This is a genomic window from Enterococcus sp. DIV0421, from assembly GCF_051713745.1.
Lineage (GTDB): Bacteria > Bacillota > Bacilli > Lactobacillales > Enterococcaceae > Enterococcus_D > Enterococcus_D casseliflavus.
On the sequence record NZ_JBIOQM010000002.1, the window covers coordinates 543810 to 562842 of the forward strand.

General features: G+C 41.9%; 21 protein-coding genes. 12 read left to right on the forward strand and 9 right to left on the reverse strand.

The window, feature by feature from the left end; genetic code table 11:
- Positions 1-17: 17 nt before the first annotated feature.
- The 3 genes from IGI96_RS13610 to IGI96_RS13620 all read right to left on the reverse strand — a co-directional run bounded on the left by IGI96_RS13610 (position 18) and on the right by IGI96_RS13620 (position 1313).
- On the reverse strand, positions 18-203 hold the full coding sequence (locus IGI96_RS13610) for a hypothetical protein (protein ID WP_375838637.1): 186 nt from the start codon (positions 201-203) through the stop codon (positions 18-20).
- 366 nt (positions 204-569) lie between these two features.
- Positions 570-827, reverse strand: a complete 258-nt coding sequence (locus tag IGI96_RS13615) for a hypothetical protein (protein WP_005225681.1) — start codon at positions 825-827, stop codon at positions 570-572.
- A gap of 159 nt (positions 828-986) precedes the next feature.
- Complete coding sequence (locus IGI96_RS13620; protein WP_438785221.1) at positions 987-1313, reverse strand: hypothetical protein; 327 nt, start codon at positions 1311-1313, stop codon at positions 987-989.
- A gap of 86 nt (positions 1314-1399) precedes the next feature.
- On the opposite strand from IGI96_RS13620, the gene IGI96_RS13625 reads away from it, so the two are divergent.
- Complete coding sequence (locus IGI96_RS13625; RefSeq protein ID WP_005225682.1) at positions 1400-2287, forward strand: SDR family oxidoreductase; 888 nt, start codon at positions 1400-1402, stop codon at positions 2285-2287.
- Positions 2288-2369: 82 nt separating this feature from the next.
- On the opposite strand, the gene IGI96_RS13630 is transcribed toward IGI96_RS13625, so the two are convergent.
- Entirely contained in the window at positions 2370-3875 is a 1506-nt protein-coding gene (locus IGI96_RS13630) for a helix-turn-helix domain-containing protein (RefSeq protein WP_375838636.1), read from the reverse strand.
- Between the two features lie 140 nt (positions 3876-4015).
- Here IGI96_RS13630 and IGI96_RS13635 point away from each other — a divergent pair, with 140 nt between their 5' ends.
- The 5 genes from IGI96_RS13635 (at position 4016) to IGI96_RS13655 (ending at position 9574) form a co-directional block, all read left to right on the forward strand.
- On the forward strand, positions 4016-4636 hold the full coding sequence (locus IGI96_RS13635) for a WxL domain-containing protein (protein ID WP_375838635.1): 621 nt from the start codon (positions 4016-4018) through the stop codon (positions 4634-4636).
- A gap of 16 nt (positions 4637-4652) precedes the next feature.
- The gene (locus IGI96_RS13640) at positions 4653-5702 is read left to right on the forward strand and encodes a DUF916 and DUF3324 domain-containing protein (RefSeq protein WP_375838634.1); all 1050 of its coding nucleotides are present in this window, start codon (positions 4653-4655) and stop codon (positions 5700-5702) included.
- 18 nt (positions 5703-5720) lie between these two features.
- Positions 5721-7880, forward strand: coding sequence for a lectin-like domain-containing protein (locus tag IGI96_RS13645; RefSeq protein ID WP_438785222.1), 2160 nt, complete (start codon positions 5721-5723; stop codon positions 7878-7880).
- A gap of 685 nt (positions 7881-8565) precedes the next feature.
- A complete protein-coding gene (locus tag IGI96_RS13650) occupies positions 8566-8934 on the forward strand; it encodes a DUF7006 family protein (protein ID WP_015509452.1) in 369 nt (122 codons plus the stop codon).
- A 277-nt stretch (positions 8935-9211) separates the two neighbouring features.
- Positions 9212-9574 (forward strand): hypothetical protein, encoded by a 363-nt coding sequence (locus IGI96_RS13655; protein WP_005225688.1) that lies wholly within the window; start codon positions 9212-9214, stop codon positions 9572-9574.
- Between the two features lie 75 nt (positions 9575-9649).
- On the opposite strand, the gene IGI96_RS13660 is transcribed toward IGI96_RS13655, so the two are convergent.
- Together IGI96_RS13660 and IGI96_RS13665 are read right to left on the reverse strand one after the other, a co-directional pair.
- A complete protein-coding gene (locus IGI96_RS13660) occupies positions 9650-10084 on the reverse strand; it encodes a MarR family winged helix-turn-helix transcriptional regulator (RefSeq protein ID WP_005225689.1) in 435 nt (144 codons plus the stop codon).
- 58 nt (positions 10085-10142) lie between these two features.
- Positions 10143-10553, reverse strand: coding sequence for an organic hydroperoxide resistance protein (locus tag IGI96_RS13665; RefSeq protein WP_034858106.1), 411 nt, complete (start codon positions 10551-10553; stop codon positions 10143-10145).
- 185 nt (positions 10554-10738) lie between these two features.
- On the opposite strand from IGI96_RS13665, the gene IGI96_RS13670 reads away from it, so the two are divergent.
- Positions 10739-11014, forward strand: a complete 276-nt coding sequence (locus IGI96_RS13670) for a hypothetical protein (RefSeq protein WP_016620494.1) — start codon at positions 10739-10741, stop codon at positions 11012-11014.
- A complete protein-coding gene (locus tag IGI96_RS13675) occupies positions 11011-11970 on the forward strand; it encodes an SPFH domain-containing protein (protein ID WP_438785223.1) in 960 nt (319 codons plus the stop codon). The genes IGI96_RS13670 and IGI96_RS13675 overlap by 4 nt, the downstream gene beginning before the upstream one ends.
- Before the next feature lie 65 nt (positions 11971-12035).
- Here the strand turns inward: IGI96_RS13675 and mprF are convergent, their stop codons facing one another.
- Positions 12036-14582, reverse strand: a complete 2547-nt coding sequence (gene mprF, locus IGI96_RS13680) for a bifunctional lysylphosphatidylglycerol flippase/synthetase MprF (RefSeq protein WP_016610356.1) — start codon at positions 14580-14582, stop codon at positions 12036-12038.
- Positions 14583-14584: 2 nt separating this feature from the next.
- A complete protein-coding gene (locus IGI96_RS13685; RefSeq protein ID WP_005225694.1) occupies positions 14585-15310 on the reverse strand; it encodes an alpha/beta fold hydrolase in 726 nt (241 codons plus the stop codon).
- 266 nt (positions 15311-15576) lie between these two features.
- Between IGI96_RS13685 and IGI96_RS13690 the strand changes: the two genes are divergently transcribed.
- From IGI96_RS13690 to IGI96_RS13700, 3 genes are all read left to right on the forward strand, one after another.
- Positions 15577-16602: an NAD(P)/FAD-dependent oxidoreductase gene (locus IGI96_RS13690; protein ID WP_005225695.1), complete on the forward strand. Its 1026-nt coding sequence runs from the start codon at positions 15577-15579 to the stop codon at positions 16600-16602.
- Between the two features lie 200 nt (positions 16603-16802).
- A complete protein-coding gene (locus tag IGI96_RS13695; RefSeq protein WP_005225697.1) occupies positions 16803-17678 on the forward strand; it encodes a cation diffusion facilitator family transporter in 876 nt (291 codons plus the stop codon).
- A 131-nt stretch (positions 17679-17809) separates the two neighbouring features.
- The gene (locus IGI96_RS13700) at positions 17810-17980 is read left to right on the forward strand and encodes a hypothetical protein (protein WP_005225698.1); all 171 of its coding nucleotides are present in this window, start codon (positions 17810-17812) and stop codon (positions 17978-17980) included.
- Positions 17981-18096: 116 nt separating this feature from the next.
- Here the strand turns inward: IGI96_RS13700 and IGI96_RS13705 are convergent, their stop codons facing one another.
- Positions 18097-18360: a hypothetical protein gene (locus IGI96_RS13705; RefSeq protein WP_438785224.1), complete on the reverse strand. Its 264-nt coding sequence runs from the start codon at positions 18358-18360 to the stop codon at positions 18097-18099.
- A gap of 168 nt (positions 18361-18528) precedes the next feature.
- Here IGI96_RS13705 and IGI96_RS13710 point away from each other — a divergent pair, with 168 nt between their 5' ends.
- Positions 18529-19017 carry a GNAT family N-acetyltransferase gene (locus IGI96_RS13710; RefSeq protein WP_142967198.1) on the forward strand — a complete coding sequence of 163 codons (489 nt, stop codon included), beginning with the start codon at positions 18529-18531 and terminating at the stop codon, positions 19015-19017.
- Positions 19018-19033: the final 16 nt, after the last annotated feature.

Below are 19033 nucleotides of genomic sequence, written 5' to 3' on the forward strand. Positions count from 1 at the left end.
CGCTTTTTTTGCTGGGTTTAGAGAACAAAGAAGAAAAAGGGAATCAGCAGTTGCCATGCCAGAAAAATCAAAGAAACAGTCAACGACCACTTCTTCATTTTTGGCTTAGGCACAACGGATTCAGGCATCAAATACACAAGGGAAAAAACCGTGAGAAAAAACAGCAGGGTCAGTGGTTGGACGACAAAGGTCAGCCAGCTCATAGGAAACGCTCCTTTCAAGAGGTTTGATGATTCTTTGTTTCGGTGTGTTAATTTACCATTTTATTATATATTTAATCGTTTGGGAAGGCAATGTGTTCTTGGGGATCGCAAATGTCACAACGAAAGGAATCAGAGAGAAAGGCTTGGCATGCCGTGATCGGCGAAAAGTGATTTTTTCATCAAAGTAAACTGAATAAGAAGGAGTGAGGATGAATAATAAAAAAATCCCCTCGAAAGGAGATCATGAGCCGCAATCCTTACGAAGGGGATGAAAGGAGCTGTTTCGTAGGTATAGCTCGTCTTTGTTCGTAGTCAAAAGAGTCTTCACTAAGAGAGTGTTTTGGTGCGAGTGAGGCGCAACTGCAGTCAACGTTTTCTACTACGCAAATAAAAAATATACCCAAGCAGACTAGCAGAAATCAAGAAACCCATAAAATAAACGGTTAGTTTCATATCTGGCATGACATAGGAGTATTCTAAGATTTTACAAACAAAGATGATCAAAGAAACAGTGATCGTTAGAGAAACCCATGTGAAACGCGGCAGTCGTTTCGTTAGGAAGACCAAACCTAACGAAAAAAAGATGACTGGTACCCAAAAGATCAAGCGAGCAAGTTGGATCATTTTAACTCTCCTCATTCTTTCTTATTTGAGTAAAAGGATAACGTAAATATTCATTTTTTTAAAATAATATCCATTGGTTGTGAAAAAAATAGTTAATAATCAGAAGGATTTGTGAAGGCACGCTAATGTTTTTAGTACCGCGAATAAACAGCGTTTTTTTTAGAAAACGAGCATGCTTTTTACTACTTTAGAATGTTTCAGCACATATTGCAGACACCAAACACTGGATGAGCGACAGCCACCACAGTCATCCCGATGTTTTTCTACAGACCGCAAAGGAGATGGAGGCCTTTCGTCGGGCACTCCTCGAACTGCTAGAAAAGTAGCAAAATCAACCACTGCACACAAAAATTTCACTACGATTTCCCAGCAGAATGATGAGATACTTGTGGGCGTTTTCACTACTGAGTCACGCAGCTTTTTCGTTTCATTAAGCATCCGTTTTCTTACGGATGCTTTTTTTCTGGTGAGCGTTTCGTTTCTCATTCCCTCCATCTTCCTTTACACTTTTAAGTAAGGTCATAACAAACGATGACAAATAAGAAGTAGAAATAATCAAGGAGGAAACGAGCATGTCAGAAAAAATCAACAATCCGTTAACGAAGTATTATGATGGCAAATTTGAAAAACAGGTGCAAGAAGCACCGGCGATTCAAGGAAAGATGCAGCCAGTACCTGATTGCGGGGAAGAAAGCTACTCAGGTTCAGACAAATTAGCTGGACGCAAAGCATTAGTGACCGGTGGTGATTCTGGTATTGGTCGAGCAGCAGCGATTGCTTTTGCCAAAGAAGGCGCCGATGTTGCAATCAACTATCTTCCTTTTGAAGAAGAAGACGCGCAAGAAGTCAAAGCAGTCATTGAAAAAGCTGGACGCAAAGCAGTCTTGATCCCAGGCGATTTGAAAGATGAAACCTTCGCTCGTCAATTGGTTCATGAAGCAGCCAAAGAATTAGGCGGGTTAGATACGTTGGTTCTAAATGCTGGGATGCAACAAGCGGTGAAGGATATCAAAGAGTTGACTACGCAACAAATTCAAGACACCTTTACAACGAATATCATCTCCATGTATTGGACTGTTCAAGAAGCATTGGATTACTTACCAGCTGGTGGAAGCATCATCACGACCACTTCGATCCAAAGTGCGGAACCAAGCGCCCATCTTTTAGACTATGCAGCCACGAAAGGTGCCATTACTTCCTTTAGTAAAGGGTTAGCTGCTCAATTAAGTGAAAAAGGTATTCGGGTCAATACTGTTGCGCCTGGTCCAATCTGGACGCCACTTCAAATTTCTGGTGGACAACCACAATCTGCGATCCCAGAATTTGGTCAAAAAGAATTGATGAAACGTGCGGGACAACCAGTCGAATTAGCGCCAGTCTATGTTTTCCTAGCTTCTGATGAAGCAAGCTATGTAACTGGTCAAGTGTACAGTGTAACGGGTGGTAGCTTCTTCGCTTAACAACCCCTGGATAAACTTGTAGGAAAAAAGCTCGAGCAAAGATGCTCGGGCTTTTTTTGCGGATGAAAATGGAATCGGCAGCTTACTTTCCTTGTTTGGCAAACATCTTGGTCATCATCAATTGATTGATCTTTGCAAAAACTGCTGCCCACTCTTGTTCGGCTTGCAGGTTAGACAGTAAGACTAATTTTTCGGAAAAAATCACTTCTTCATAACTATCGGTGATCAAAAGATCGGCTGCTTCCATCTGGTTAACAAAAGTCACTGATGTTTTGGAATAAATCGAACGGATCCTTGTCTCGATCATTTGCTTCGTGCGGTATTGGATCGTCGTTTGAATATAGACCGACACGGTCGGGGGCGTGTTCATCTGTGTTTCTAAAAACAAGAGATGCGCAAGATAAGGCAACTGTGTCTGTTCAAAATACTCTTTATCCAAGTCAGCAAATGGATACCTTTCAACATGGGTCAGTAAAAGCTTGCAGATTGCTTCATAGGTTTTTTCATTCGAAGGAGTGTTTTCGGTCAACAGTTGGTGTTCGAGCTGCCACACTTCCAGAAGATCGATACCGATAATGATCGATAGATTGAAGACCAGCAGACAGCTGCTTAATAATTTTTCAAATTCGGCGACTTCTTGACTTGGAGCAAAGGTATCGTGCCAATCATTGATCATTGCAGTGAAAAAGCGCACAAGATCGGTATCAGAATGTTTGAGCTCTTGGATGATCGCTTGATTCTTCTCTTGGGGAATTACTCCTGGCAAAAAGACATGCAAGAAGAAATTTAAGTAAAGATATTCTGACTGAAGCGTCTTTTCTGAGGCATAATCGGCACTCAAAAAAAGCGATTCGAGGATTTCCTCTGGTAAAAAACAATAAAAATTCATCAATCCCAGGTATTTTTCAGGGATCGCTGGCAAATATTTTTTCTGGATCGTTCGGCTGACCACTGCTTGCCAAAATGCAGCGAGTTTATTTTTCGTTAACGGATCAAAGTGAGAAACAGCAAAGAACGCTGTAAACTCTTCGACATTTTTATGGGAAACGCTCGGCAATAGCCACAAGTCAGCTGGCGCACTTTGGGTCAAGAAACTGTAGGTGAAAATACGGATATCAAGCTCTTTTCCAGCAAGAACGATGCGGTTATTCAGGTCTGTTCGAATTTGGATTTGAAATTTTTCCAATAGTTGGTTGATTTTCTTGATCAACCGATACATATGCGATTGGCTGACATGCAAATCCAAACATAATTGCGTCAAGGTCATTTGCGGGCGCCCAATCAAGTAGTGAATCAGGTTGTATTGTGTGGAGTTGAGCAAGTAATGATACATCAATTGTGCATAGAAAGGTTCATCATCCTCTGTTCGATCAAGAAAATACTGATTGTAATGATTTTTTGATAGAAGCAGGTGAGGGGAGAGCAGCTGCAAATCTTCATTTAAAAAATAGATATATTTTTGCAGGCTTTTTTGCGGGATATTCAAAACTTCTGACAGTTGGACCAATGTCACGCCATTGGAATTGCAGACAACTTTGAAAATCTCTAATTTCTTTTCTTCTGCGGGAGATATGAATTCTCGATACATAAGGGATTCTCCTTTTTGGCGTTTTTTTTACGCTAAATCTGTGAACCGTATGATAACCATGATGGATTATACTTATGATAGATGAGAATAGAATGAAAAAAACACCAATTAAATTATTATTTTTTAAGGCTGTTTTTTCGATGACCCTCGGTTTCTCATTAAAAAAAGTGAAGGAAGAGATGAAAATGAACAAAAAGGCAGTAGTGTTAGGTTTGGTCGGAATGGGTTTAGGAATGGCGCCGACTGCGGCAGCTGCAGCAGAAGCGAATCCAACGGCTTCAATGACGAGTCAAGCAACTCTAACGATCGAACAAGGAATCTTGTCACTGGATCAGGTGACTAATTTTAACTTCGGTACAAGCAGTATCCAAGAGATCGCTACCGATGAACAAGTGATTCAAACAACGTCGAATGAAGTGACATCGATCACAGATTACCGTGGGCCGAATCAAGCTGGCTGGCAGTTGACGGCGCAATTATCGAAAATGACGAATGCCAGCGATAACGAGCTGGCAAATGCCAAAGTCACTTTAAATGGTACAACGGCTTCTGGCGATGCAGCGCTAGTCGCGGGCACCGAATTGATGGTAGGGGCACCAGACCCAACGCTGATTGCTTCTGCTAATGGCACAACTGGCTTAGCAACCAATGATTTTAACTTTTCCAATGCTTCATTAACCGTACCGAAGCAAAATGTGAACAGCGGCACTTATAGCGGCACGATCACTTGGACATTAGCGAACACGTATCAAGCAGAGTAGGAAAGAAAGGGCGACAATGAAAAAACAAATCAAGTGCTTCGTACTCATTAGTTTCTTTATCAGTTTGTGTTGCGTTACGAAAGTCACCGGTCATGCACAGACCACACGGTTCACTGTAACCCCTGAACTTCCCCAAAATCAAGTCAGTGACGTCAGTTATTTCGACCTACTGGTAAATCATGAGACCGAACAGAATTTGACCGTTGCCCTTCATAATACGAGTCTAGACCCGTTGACCATTAAAGCATCCGCACTAAATAGTTATACGGCCTCTACTGGGATCATCGCTTACCAAGCAGAACAGACCGCCGAAGAGAATCAAGGAATCTCTTTTAGTGAATTGATTGAAAATCCAAGGCAGACGATCCAACTTGCCCCTAGAGAAAGTCATCAGGTTCATTTTACCCTTTCAATGAGAGGAAAAGAATTTGTAGGAGAAATACTTGGTGTGTTTGCCTTTGAAGAAGAAACGTCAGGGACAACTGAAAGCCAGCAAACAAATCTGCAAGCCAACTATAAAATTCAACAAGGGATCCGCTTGCGTCAGAATGTGGCAACCATGCCTGATCCCCAATTGTCTTTGATCAATTCTGAGGCGGTGGAAAGATATGGTTCTACAGCTCTCAAAAGTAGGATCCGCAATGATCAGCCCACAGCATTTGGCAACATCACTGTCAAAACAGTGATACGTGAGCAAGACAGCGGCAACAAGGTCGGTGGGTTTTCTTCAGAGAATTTTCAAATAGCTCCGAATTCGGTTTTGGAGCTGTTTAGTGCCTTTGATCAGAACATTCTCGAACCGGGGACCTATCTATTACGGATCGAGTTGAATGCGCCTAAAGGAACATGGGTGTTTGAGGATTCGGTGGTGGTTGATCGCAAGCAAGCCAACCTTATCAACCGTCAGACAACGTTAGGTGCAGCGTATCTTCAAAAACAGTACTGGTTCTATGCTTTAGGGATACCACTCTTCCTGCTTGTCTTGCTTCTTTTGTTCTTTTTGTACAAGCGACGCAAAAAAGCAGAAGCAGATGATGCACCGGCAATGCAAGAAGAATCAGAATGAAGAAAGCAGGGGACAGCGATGGAAAAGTTTGGCATTAAACGATGGTTCTATGTACTTCTTTTTAGTTTCTTTCTGCTGGGCTGGCGGCAAGAGACAATCTATGCTGCGGTATCTGTTCCGGATTTTCCTACGTTGGCGATTGACGATTCTTTGATCACTCCTGTGGGGCAAGCAGGTTCGCCACAAGGAGAGCCAGGATTCAATTATGTTCAGATCAATGATGGTATTACTACCAATTCCAGTGGTGGTGTTTGGTTTAATAAGCCCGTTTCCTTTACTCGCTCCTTTCGTTTAGAAATGGCTTTTTATATTGATAATACAGCAACGGACAGTGATGGATTAGCTTTTGTGATGCAAAGCAGTGGCTTAAATGCACTCGCTCAACAAGCGGGACCGACGATTGGTGTCTGGTCAAATTCGGGAGGAGCTACTCCTTTAAGTACTGGGGCGATCCCCCAAAGTTTTGCGATTGAATTCGATACATTTTATAATAATACAGGGTTGACGGGGGACGGAATGATGGATCGTGATGTTCCTTCCGGCCATCATATCGCTTGGAATTTTCCAGGTTCAAATGACGCATATACCACCGATGGTTGGCTGATTATTGACAAAGTCTTAAACCATCGAGATACGGTATCCGTACCAGATATTTCCGATGGGCAGTGGCATATTTTTACAGTAGTCTTTGATCAGCCGACGCAAACGTTGCGTTACACCGTACCAGATTTCGGTGTTGATGTGACGGTTCCTGTTGATGACACCTTCAAATCGAATTTGAATCTCACCAATAGTGCACCGGTCTATTTTGGTTTTACAGGTGCAAATGGGGGCTATGTTCAAGAAAAAGCTGTGGCCTTTGTCGATGTTGAAGGACTAGTAGAACTTGATATGCGAACCGGTGTTTTTGAAAAAGACCCAGTCAAACTATTGTTGGATACTGGTACGACACTTGCCCAGCCAGCCACTGTCGACAATAGCAAAACCATTACTTATGCGACCTATCTCTCCTATAAAAGCACCAGTGATCTAGCTGACTTGGAATCGGGAATCTTGCTCTCATCGCTTTTTCCAGAAGGACTATCATTAGTTCCCGAGGCGGTCTATTTTGGGAAAGCCAGTGAAATCATGGTTAATGGCATGCCTGAAGGCGGAACTGCCTTGCCCTTTGTCATTGAAAATGGACAATTGGTTGTGACACTGCCCGACATGGTCAAAGGGAATGAATACATCGTTCACTTTTCCGTCAATTACACAGAAGCTCCGCTCGATCAGAATTTAGATGTAGCCATCCCTGTCCAAACTGTTTTTAATGGAAATGCTTTTGTTTCCAGTATGACATCAGGTGATCCAGAAATTCATTATTATCAAATGACCGGATCCTTTCCACCGACTCTTTCAACAGGTTCGGCGTCATTGGCAGAAGCAAAAGCAGACCTGCAGATCGTGCGGCAAAAGCGCAATTCCTACATACCGATCACGATTGATGACCAAAATTCGACTCAAGCCAAAATATATGTCACGGATTTCTTTACGGAGGATAAGACAATCACCGAAACGGATTTCTCTGAAGCAGCGTTGGTTGAACGGGGAACATTGTCGGAGCCATTGTCGGATACATTGGCACTAGAGACCTCAGATCTAGAACCGGGCACAACCTATTATCTTGCGTCTTATGTGATCGATACAGAAGGCAATCGATCGACGACACGTTATTATGGCATTGACTTTCGAGGGATCGTGGTATTTGAGCGTGCGCCTGCTTCAATCAACGCAGCGGCAGTGACCTTGAATGAACTCGCACGAACCATCAGAGACGATGGCTTTGCTTATTTAACGATTGCTTTTGATCAAGAAGCCCTTTTGTCTGTCAGCAATACCAGCGAAGGGACCTGGCAGTTAAGCGGCCAGATGACTGATTTTATGCAAAATCAGCAACAATTAGCGGATGAAATCCAATTGGTCCTCTATGATCCGGTGACCAATCAGCTGGTGGCTTCTGTCACTTCTGAAGAACAAGTGATTTTCCAACAGCAGCCAACAGGAGCAAAGGACTTAACTCTGGATCTTCAGGAATATGATTGCTACTTTCGCTTTGTTCCCAAGTTGGATTTGATAGAACCTGGTACCTATTCAGGTACGGTCAATTGGCAGTTGGAGAGTACGATTGTAGACTAATAAAAAAAACGCCATTACGGCGTTTTTTTTATTAAAGTTCTCAGTCGATCACTGCTAACTTTGTCGACTTTTCGCAATTTTTAAAACTAATGATAGGCCTGCTAAAGCAAAACTGTCGTATTTAACGAATTTTTCCAAGGAATCTAAAGTTTGCTGTTTTTTGCGTTTGCAGTCCGGACAGCTTTTTTCATTGCCAGTTAACTTCTTGCCGCATTTACAATGGTTCTTCATCTTTGCTCCACTCCTCGTCTCGTTTATTTTGATGACTTTCTCTACTTTAATTATACATGTTGCTGAAGGTTCTGTCTGAGATTATGCTGTCTCCGTTTTTTGTGAAGGGCAATAAGGGCTGCTGGTTGTTTGGTTCAAATCGATCGCTGCTAAAGGATGCGATCTTTGGCGGCTGATTTTTCTTATAGAAGAAAGGCAATCTATCTAAAAAAGGAGGGAAATCTGACAAATTTCTCATTTTCAGATATTGCTGATTCGCTTTGCTTATCAGTTCAGCAAAATTTTGCTATTGTGGAGTAAGATTGAGGAATCAAAAAAACGACTTCTCCTTTTTTTCTTGATTCTGTCCTTAATCTGAGAACGAAAATCACCGATAGTATGCTATATATAGGAACAGGGAGCCATCCTTGACGATGTCGAATATGGCATTTGAATGAAAGGATTGATGAAATAAGTGATTTCTTCAATAATCTATACGGATACAAAGGCTTATTTGGATAAGGTGGTCGATCAAGCACTGTTGGATTTGTTAAAATCTGATTATCCCAAAGTCTATGATCATGTACAACAATTGATTGCTAACTTTGAAGAAACGATCCAACAAATTGATCACTCAAATTTTTGGCAATTGATGCCAGAGATTTTAGGCTATGATTCACGCTTTGTCTTGTTGAACTCGCTGCAATTGTCGGAAGACAAATTTTTGACGGAAATCGAGGTTATTCAGATGATCGAACGCGATTATCCGAATTTGAATAAAGAGTTTTGTGGCTATTCCTTAAAAGAAAAAGAGCACGAAAGCCTGATCTTCAACATCCAATAAGCGGTTCTTCTTAGGATCACTTGATAGAAAAGAAAGCGACTAGCGCATCTAGTCGCTTTTTTTTTATGGAGAAGAAGGAGAATTAAACGTGTTATTTATCATTAAAATAAAAATTATTTTGAAATTATGAATAAAATAGATTATTATTGGTATATAATCCTTTTAGTGAAAGAAAAAACAATCGTAAAATGAAGAGGATAGATAGATTATGTCAATAGCTGCGATTGTTTTGATTAGAAAATAAGAACCAGCCTGATTGGCATGGAAAGGAGCAGTTATGGATTACTTGAGTTTTTCAAAAAAAGAGTGGGAAGTCTTAGTTTGTTTTTGGGCTGTGGATGAGCCGCTATGCTGTACCGAATTTAGTGAACGCTTCGGCTTGAATCGCAACACGTCATTGTCAGTGATTCGTAAGTTAGTCAATAAAGGTATACTTGAGATAGCAAGTATCAAGATGAGTGGGTCAGTTTTGGCTCGTCGTTTCCAACCAGCTGTCACCGAATTGGAGATTTTGCAAAGTGGTTTGACGGAGGAACAAATTTTTGAACTGGTAAAAATTGCGATCAAAAAAATTGAAGACCCAGAACAATTAACTCAGTTGCGAAATGTTATTGGCGAATTGAAAACCAAAGCTTCGTAGGTCATCTGTTTTTCTTCGCTGTTTGTTAGTGAAGGTTTAAAAGATAAAAAAATGATCCGCTGTGAAAACAGCGGATCATTTTTCTTGTTCTTGAAATTTTTGGACCATTTTGGTCGTCAATTCGTGGAGGACTGACAGTTCTTCCGGTTCAAGGGGCAAGAATTCCGTTACTTTGTAGGGGATCTCTAGCGCTTGTTCATGGAGTCCTTTGCCTGAATCAGTCAATGTGACCCGCAAGGAACGTTCATCGTCTTGATTTCGATTTCTTACTAGGTATCCTTTTGCTTCAAGCTTTTTTAAAACCGGTGTCAGTGTGCCAGAATCTAGACATAATTGCTTCCCCAATTCTTTGACACTGATCGCTTCATCTTCCCATAACACCAACATCACTAAATATTGGGTATAGGTCAAATTCAACGGGTCCAATAAGTCTTTGTACTGTTTGATAATTTCTTTTGAAGCGGCGTATAGAGGAAAACACAATTGGTTTTCTAACGCTAAGACATTCATGTTTTCACCCCTTTTTCTAACATCCGCCTCTTATCATAGCTGTTTTTTCAACGAAAGTCTACTCGCTAACGGCTTTGACAGTCACTTCAATGTTGCCAGCTGTAGCTTTTGAGTAAGGACATACGGTATGAGCGATTTCAAGCAATTCTTGTGTTTCCTCTGTTGATAAACCTTCGATTTTACCTTCGATCTCAACGCCTAAAACAAAGCTTGAGTCACTTTCTGCATATAGGGTCACTTGTGCACTGACAGTCGAAGCACCGTCGATTCCTTTGTTGCTTTTCACTAATTCAAGGGCACTATTGAAACAAGCACTAAACCCAGCCGCAAAAAGTTGTTCTGGGTTGGTGGCATTTTCAACACGTTTGCCAGGTGCAGTGATGTTTAGCTCAAATGAATGATCGGGACTGTGTACTTCTCCTGAACGGCCACCAGTGTTGATCATTTTAGTCGAATACATTTTTTTCATCATTTCTTCACTCCTGATTTTTATATTTTGTACAATTAAATTGTATGCAATTTAAATGAAAAATGCAAGGAATTGGTTTTCGTTCTATTTTTTTTTTCTAAAAAAAAGCGGAATCAGCATAAGTTTACTGTTCTCTTGGGTGAAACGTGCTATCATAGTTAGTAACACTTGTAATAGATTAACAAATGAGTTTGAAGCTTCAAATTTACTGCATGAAGGCAAAGAGGGTGAAAATCATCGTAGATTATATGGAAAAACGAGCGGTAGGGCGCTATTTTCGATCGTTGACGGATCATTATTCAGGCTATATACGGCTTTATGGCACCTATACAGAATATCGGGTGATTGCAGGGATTCCTGCTGAAAATGTCATGTTAGAGATTATCGGGGTTGAAAACGGTGTCTTATTGACCCGTGTAAACAATACATTATTTGAAAATGGAAGAGGGTTTTTACAATGATCATTATCCAAATTATTTTAGTTATCTTCGTATTAGTGATTTTGATTTGGCTGATTGCAAGCACTGCTGTGATCGTTCGTCAAGGGGAAGTCAAAGTTGTCGAAAGTTTTGGGAAGTACGTTCGAACGTTGGAACCAGGGCTTCATTTTCTTGTTCCGATTTTGTATACAGTTCGAGAAAGAGTGTCCTTGAAACAGATTCCTTTGGAGATCGAACCCCAAAGTGCAATAACAAAAGATAATGTAATCGTTCAAATTGATGAAGCAATCAAATACCATGTCACAGATGTGCGTGCCTTTGTCTACGAAAATGAAAACTCCATTGTTTCAATGATCCAAGATGCCCAATCGAACTTGCGGGGAATCATCGGGAAAATGGATTTAAATGAAGTTTTAAATGGAACTGAAGAAATCAACGTGGCTCTATTTACTTCGATCAAAGACATCACTGCTGGCTACGGGTTAGCGATCGACCGGATCAATATCGGAGAAATCAAAGTTTCCCAAGAAATCATTGAATCAATGAATAAATTGATCACAGCTTCAAGAGACAAAGAATCCATGATCACAAGAGCCCAAGGGGAGAAATCTTCTTCAGTCTTAAGTGCCGAAGCCAAAGCTTCGCAAATGACGATCGACGCGCAAGCTCGGGCAGAACAAACCCAAATCGATGCAGAGGCGCGGGCAAAACGTGTACGGATCGATGCTGAGGCAGAAGCGGAACGAATCGCGAAAATCACTGAAGCTGAACGCAAACGGATTCTAGCTATCAATGAAGCAATCAAAGAAAGCCAGCTAGACGAGCGCTCCTTATCTTATCTAGGGATCGAAGCCTTTAAAGACGTGGTCAACAGCAATACCAACACGGTCATTCTGCCATCCAATATGACGGAACTAGGAAATATTCCAGTCGTCAAACAACTTTGGGAAAACGCACCATCTAAATCAGCAGAATAACTTTGAAGCGCAACAATTAAAAAAGCTCAAATGCTCCGAGAATAAACCGGCGCATTTGAGCTTTTTTATTTCGTTTTGTCTGCCGCTTGATTATCGACGATCAACAGAGCAATCATGACATAACCGATCCAACTGTCCCGAGAATATAAGATGTAGCGAGGGGACCAAGAAGCGGCATATTTCTGTTTGTACTCCCGCAATCCTTCAAAAGAATAGAAGCGAGACCCGAAAGTGTAAACGAGATAGGCGATCCGCTCTTGTAAGAAACTACTGCGGAAAGTACCAACATTGGCTAATGGGGCCATACCTAAATCGAATTGTTGGTAGCCTTGTTCTTTAAAATAGTCAAACAGCTGAATAAACAAGAAATCCATCGTTCCGTTCGGGGCTTTTTCAGGATCGTGACGCATCAGATCAATGGAAGCTAAGCCTGTCTGATAGGTTGGCATAAAGGAGGCAAACGCGACGATTTCTTGTTGCTGATTACGGACGACTGCAATTGGTGCGGTACTCAGATAGGATTCTGAAAAGAATCCAAGGGAGAACCCTTTTTCTTTCCGTCCATCTAGCCAGTTGTCAGAAATTTCCTTAAGGGTTGCAAAGGTTTCTGCTGAAAAGGGTGGGGTGAGCACATCAAAGGTAAAGCCTTCTTTGGTGATCTTGTTGTTCAATGCCCGCTGTCCCTTCATTTTCTTTCCTGAGAGGGTGAAGCTAGGCAGATCCACATAGGCTTTCTCACCGAATTTGATAAAGTCATAGCCAAATTCATGCAGCAGCATCACCATTTCTTCACTACTTTCATAAAAGACTGGCAAGTAATTCCACTGATCCATCTCTGTTAGAAAGGTTTCCAGTGCCTGGGGAAAGTCTGCTTGCTTCCCAGAAGGATCCCCCATGACTAAGCATTTATTATTAAAGGTCGTAAATTGAAAAAAGACCGTCGGCTCGCCGATTTCTGGATAAACGTACACTTGCTTGTCTTTTAAATAGACAAGATGGCTATCGCTATTGCCGCCATAAGTGTTCAAAATATGCTTCACTTTATCGGTGGCGGCACTGACGCCGAGTTGGTGCTTTGGTCCCATCAAGTAGCGTGCAAACAGCAGCATCGCAACGGCGACGAATAAAATCGCAACGAAGCCTTGGAGCCATAATTTTTCAGAAGGGAAGAGCAAAAAATCCATCGAATGGTGATGCGTCGGATGACGATTGATATGGGGCATGTTGTAGACCCCGATAATGACATAGAGGATCGTCAACGAACCAATCAACAAACCATCGATCGTCAGCCATTCCCAAGCGAAAACCAGTTGTTTTCGGAATAACTCGCTTTTTGAAAAAATCATGATCGCCAGTAATAATAGAAGAAACAGCATGGTCGAAAAGCGGAACCCCGCAAAAATAGCATAGCCGATCGTTGCTGCAATCAATAAAAGCGTCGGCACATACGCGCGACTGACACGGGCAGAGATGCCGCGACCGGCAATCAAAAAGAGATAGCCGAGAAAGATACTCGGGTACTGCATCACAAAATTCAAGCGAATCGGATTGAGGTGGGCTAACCATTTGATTTGATCAAAGGCTTCTGGGATCGTGGCGGAAAGCACCAACATCGTTCCAGTCAGATAAAGCAACAACACTTCGATCTTGTGGAACACTTCCAACAGCAAGCTTTTTGGAATACCAGAAAAGCGCTGGTTGAGGGAGACACCGACATTTTTTGAGAAAAAAAGCAAACCGATCAAAAAGGGAATAATGTAATAAAACAGGCGGAACAGCAAGAGCCAGGCAATGACACTTTCACGGGGAATCTGTAGTGAACCCATTCCCATAATCATCATGACATCAAAGGTTCCCAGTTCCCCAGGAATCATCGAGACGATCCCAATCACGGAAGCAGCGATGAAAAGCGGCAACAGTTGAAACACATCGACCGAGAGACCCATCAACAGACCCGTCGTAAAGAAGGCGGCAAAAACACCTAGCCATTCCAATAAGGAAGCGGCGATCAGCTGCAGACGATCACGTCGTTGCAGCCCACCTAAGTAGGCATTTTTTTTAGAAAAACTAAGCGCATAGACGATTGGAAAATAAAGACTGCCGCCTAAAAGCCAGATCCAATACTGTTGAAGATAATCGGTCGTGGGACCGAAGAGGACGAATGCCAGCCCAGCAAGCGATAAAATCGAAAGACCAGACATCAAATAGATAAAAATCTTCGATATTGCTTGGGCAACGTCTTTGCCTTTTTTTCCTTTGCCATAAAATTCTGACCGTAACCCGATACTGATGAAACCGCCAAAGCCGATCAAATTGTTCATGGTATTGATGATCCAGCTGGTTTCTAGTAAATAGCGGCGAGCAGGTTTGTCCCCTAGTAAGCGATTCAAGACGATATCATATAAGACCATGGGAAAAACACACAGTAAGCCAATGACAGCCATTAATGCCACTCGCCAAAGGGATAGTTGCGCAAACAATTGTTTTAGTTGATCAATCGAGATCGTCTTGCTTAACGAAAGCAGCTCGCCGAACACGATCACGGCGACTGCAATTAAGAAGAGGGTTTTAAACAGTGAGCGGTGGTCGCGGAGCCAAGTAAAGATTCTCATAGTTATTCACCGACCTTTTCTAAAAAAGATAATACTTTCGTATTAAATACTTCTGGATTCTTTCGTGCAAAGCTATGTCCTTGTCCTTTGACGACGATAAAATTGGACTGAGGAATACTGTTTGCAATATAAAAAGAATGGGAAAGCTTGATCGAATCACGTTTGCCGACCAAAATCAATGTCGGCACACTGAGGTGATTCAAATCGGCTGTAGATAAACCGATTGGACGAAACAACAATCCCAAAATAGGCAGAAAGCCCCGCATGCCTTTGGAGAATGGGGAACAAAGCCAAACGATCAGATATTGCAAGACACTGCCGATTCGAGAAAAGAGCCTCACACCTCGCGGTTCCGTGTTGCCAGAGTTTAAAATCATGCAGCTGACATGCTCTGGGTAGAGATGGCAAAAGACCATCGCCAGATTGGCACCATCGCTAAATCCTAGTAAGGCGATTTTCGTTAGCTTTTCTTGCTGAATAATTGCTAAGAGATCTGTTGCCATTTTAAAAAAATCGATTTTCTTCTGCGTATTGGTGGATTTGCCATGTCCTCGACTATCGATTAAATACAGTTGATGTTTTTGACGCAAAGCGTCGACCTGCTTTGAGAAATAGGCACTGCTGCCGCCATTTCCGTGCAATAAAAAAAGAGGGCGTCCTGAACCGGTTTTCTCATAATAGAGGACAGACCCGTCCGGTAAGGGCGCGTAACATTTTTCAACTTCCATTTTTTCACCTACTTTCTAAGAGTATACCTTGAAGTCAGGGACGATCACAAATATATCACTAGATAAAATGAGAAAAAATAACAATCTGCTCATCTTTTTTTTACCAGAAGTTCAGGAAAAGGCTTTTTTCTTTACAATGTAAAGAAAAATAATTGGTAAACATAATTAATTTGTTTTCAGAAAATTCTTTACAAATGGACGATCGTTGTCTATAATCGAACTAACTAATTGAGAATGATTTTCATTTACGAAAGAGAGGCTAGCCAATGACCACTATAGCAGATGTTCTGATTATCGGCGGAGGACCCACTGGACTCTATGCGAGTTTTTATGCTGGATTACGTGATCTATCGGTCGTATTGTTTGAAGCACAAGCTGAATTAGGCGGGAAGATCAATTTCTATCCTGAAAAAATGGTCTGGGATGTGGGTGCATTACCGCCCACCAAGGGAAAGAAAGTCAAAGAACACTTGATTGAACAGGCCAAGTTGTTTGATCCAACGATCTATCTGAAAACGAAAATCATTTCATTGACCAAGGAAGACGACCTTTTTTATGCAGTGGATGACCAAGGGAGGACCCATGTTGGACGCACCGTTTTAGTCTGTATCGGAGGCGGTGTCGTTTCTCCGCAAAAATTGCCATGTTTCATCCATAATAATGTCGACAACTATATCCACTATCAGTTTCCTGACCAGCAAGCGATCCAAGGCAAGCATCTAGTGATCTCTGGCGGCGGTGATGCGGCAGTGGATTATGCGATCGAAGCAGTGTCTTATGGTGCCAAAGTCACCCTGTGTTACCGAGGAGAAAAATTGAAAGCCCATGAAGCACAAGTAAAGAAGATGAAAGCAGAAGGGATTCAAGTGCTGATGAATCACACCATCGATGGGGTGAATCAAGCAGAAACCTTCAATATGGTTCTACGACTAAAAAACAGTGCCAACCATGAAACGATCGATTTTTTATGCGATCATCTACTGATCCAACACGGGTATGACCGTGACAGTGGCTTGTTAGATAAAGTCTCCTTTGATCTGGCACGCCATGAAGACTTTTACCTCAATTGCGAGATTCCTACAAAAACTAGCCATCCCGGTGTTTTTGCAGCGGGCGACATTCATTATTTCAAAGGCAAAGTGAATCTATTGGCGGGAGCCTTTCAAGATGCTGCGCAAGCAGTCAACCAAATCAAACACTATTTAGAGCCGACCAGTGTCCCACAGGCGATGGTTTCCTCCCACAATGAGAAATTCAGTGAAAGAAATCGCCAGTTGTTGGTGAATGAGTAGCCATGCTTCTTTGTGAAAGAAAAAGTAGAAAAAGCAGGAGTCCCTTATGGGTCCTGCTTTTTTGGTGTCATCAGAACAGAAATTCGTTTCACTAGAAGTGAATGTTTGCCGCTCCTAAAAAATAAAATCTCTCAAATAAATGATGCAAACTGTGAAAATTTCAGCTATTATTTTCAAGTTGACTATTTGGAGGGGATGACATGAATCAAACAAGATACGCAGAATTAAAACAAGCAGAAAGAGGCGCCATCTTAAGTATCGTTGCTTACATTTTGGTTTCCATCGCCAAACTTGCCATCGGTCGTTTGGCAAACTCTGAAGGACTATGGGCAGATGGGTTGAACAATGCGACGGATATCGTAGCGTCGATCGCTGTCTTGATTGGTTTGCGTCTGGCTCAAAAGCCAGCAGATGAAGACCATAAATATGGTCATTGGAAAGCAGAAAATGTGGCGAGTCTCGTAACGTCCTTGATTATGCTGGCGGTCGGTCTGCAAGTCTTATGGTCTTCCATTCAAACGATTCTACTCGGAGAAACGCAAAGTCCCGATATGATCGCGGCAGTCGTCGGTATCATTTCAGCTATTTTGATGTATGGCATGTATTACTATAATAAGCGATTATCCGCTCGCGTAAAAAGCTCCGCTTTGCTAGCAGCTGCTAAAGACAACCGCAGCGATGCATGGACGAGTATTGGAACGGCGATCGCTATTTTTGCCGCCTCATTTGGTATCGGTTGGTTGGACAGTTTGACTGCGATCGTGGTAGCTCTTTTGATTATCAAAACCGCCGTCGATATTTTTCGTGAGAGTGCCTTTTCACTTTCTGATGGGTTTGATGAATCGTTAGTCGTGGAGTATGAAGCGGCAATCGCTGGTTTTTCTGAAGTGAAATCTGTCAAATCGATTCGAGGAAGAATGTATGGCGCCAATGTTTTTCTCGATGTCGTCGTGACGATGGACAAATCTTTGACGGTTGAAAAGAGTCATAACGTAGCAGATGCTATTGAAGATCTCTTAGCTGATCGTTTTCAGGTGTTTGATACTGACATCCACATCGAGCCTGCTACCGAATAAATTTTCTGGAAAAACCTTGATAGGACAAGGATGTAAACCACCCGTTTCCTGTTTGTAAACTGAAAAGTTCTTACGGAACCTGCTCATTCATGGCAAACTAGAGGTAACAAAGGAAGAAAGTAGGGAGCCCTATGAATAATAAGCAGGTAGTAGAAAATGAGTTAGTTATTTCTTTAGATAAAATGGATGAAACAGAAATGATGGCACTTTGCCAACAATATATTGCGGCTATTGATGATAGCCAAGTCCTCTTCGCTTTACTGAAAAAAGTTCAAGCCTCTAAAGCAGCAGTAAGTAAATAAAAAACAAACCGGCATCTTATGCATTGATGTTCCCCTCAGCGAAAGCGAAAGGCGCATTGATCAACAGGAAAAGATGCCGGTTTTTTTTTGATTTGTTTGAGTCTTTTTAAAAACTTTTAAAGGACGTTTGATAGTGCGATTAACCCATAGACGAACAAAGAGGCTATTCCTAGAGGAACAATGCGTCGGAATATAATCTCTTTCAAGCGCTTGCCTGCTTGTCGTTCTTTTTCATAGTTAGGATCATGGGCATGCGCTTTAAATTGCTGAGGAGAACGAGAGAAGATCAAGCCATTGGTCATCGATAAAACCCAGCCAATCAACGCCATGAAGAACGAAACAAAAATGATTGCCAGTAAAAGTAGTTGCAAGAGCTGCATCGGGTTGCTACCTCCTTTTCGTCACCATTTTTTCACTTCTAGTTTACCATCTTTTGAGACATTTTGGGGTCTTTGTTCCACGTGCCCTTTCTTTTTTTTCCCTATCCATTATAATAGAGATATTTATAAACGAGTTTTTGTTTCGTGCAGCAGAAAGAAGGGGTTCTTATGGCAATCACAAAAAAAATCATTCAATCACCTGAAGATTTCCAAACGTTGGATCGTTTGATCAAAGAAATTTGGCCAGAAGTGTTTACACCTATCATTGGGTCCGATCAAGTCGCGTATATGCTGGCTCATTACCAATCACCAGCAGCGATTCAAAACGAAGTCCAGCAAGGAGCAGTCTATCTTTTGTTATTAGAAGGAGACCGAGCAGTAGGATATACAGCGTATGAAGAAACGCAGCAACAGATTTATTTAAGTAAATTGTATCTCCATCAATCCACTAGAGGCAAAGGCTATGCCAGCCAAGTCTTTGATTGGTATGAGGAGATCGCCTCAGGCAAAACACTGCATTTAAACGTCAACAAACAAAACCAGCAGGCGATCGCTGTTTATGAGCATCGCGGCTTTACGCGTGTTTCTGAACGCACCGTTGCGATTGGTTCGGGATTTGTGATGGATGATTTTATTTATGAGAAGAAGATGGTTTGAAGGCGAAGGTGCGCAG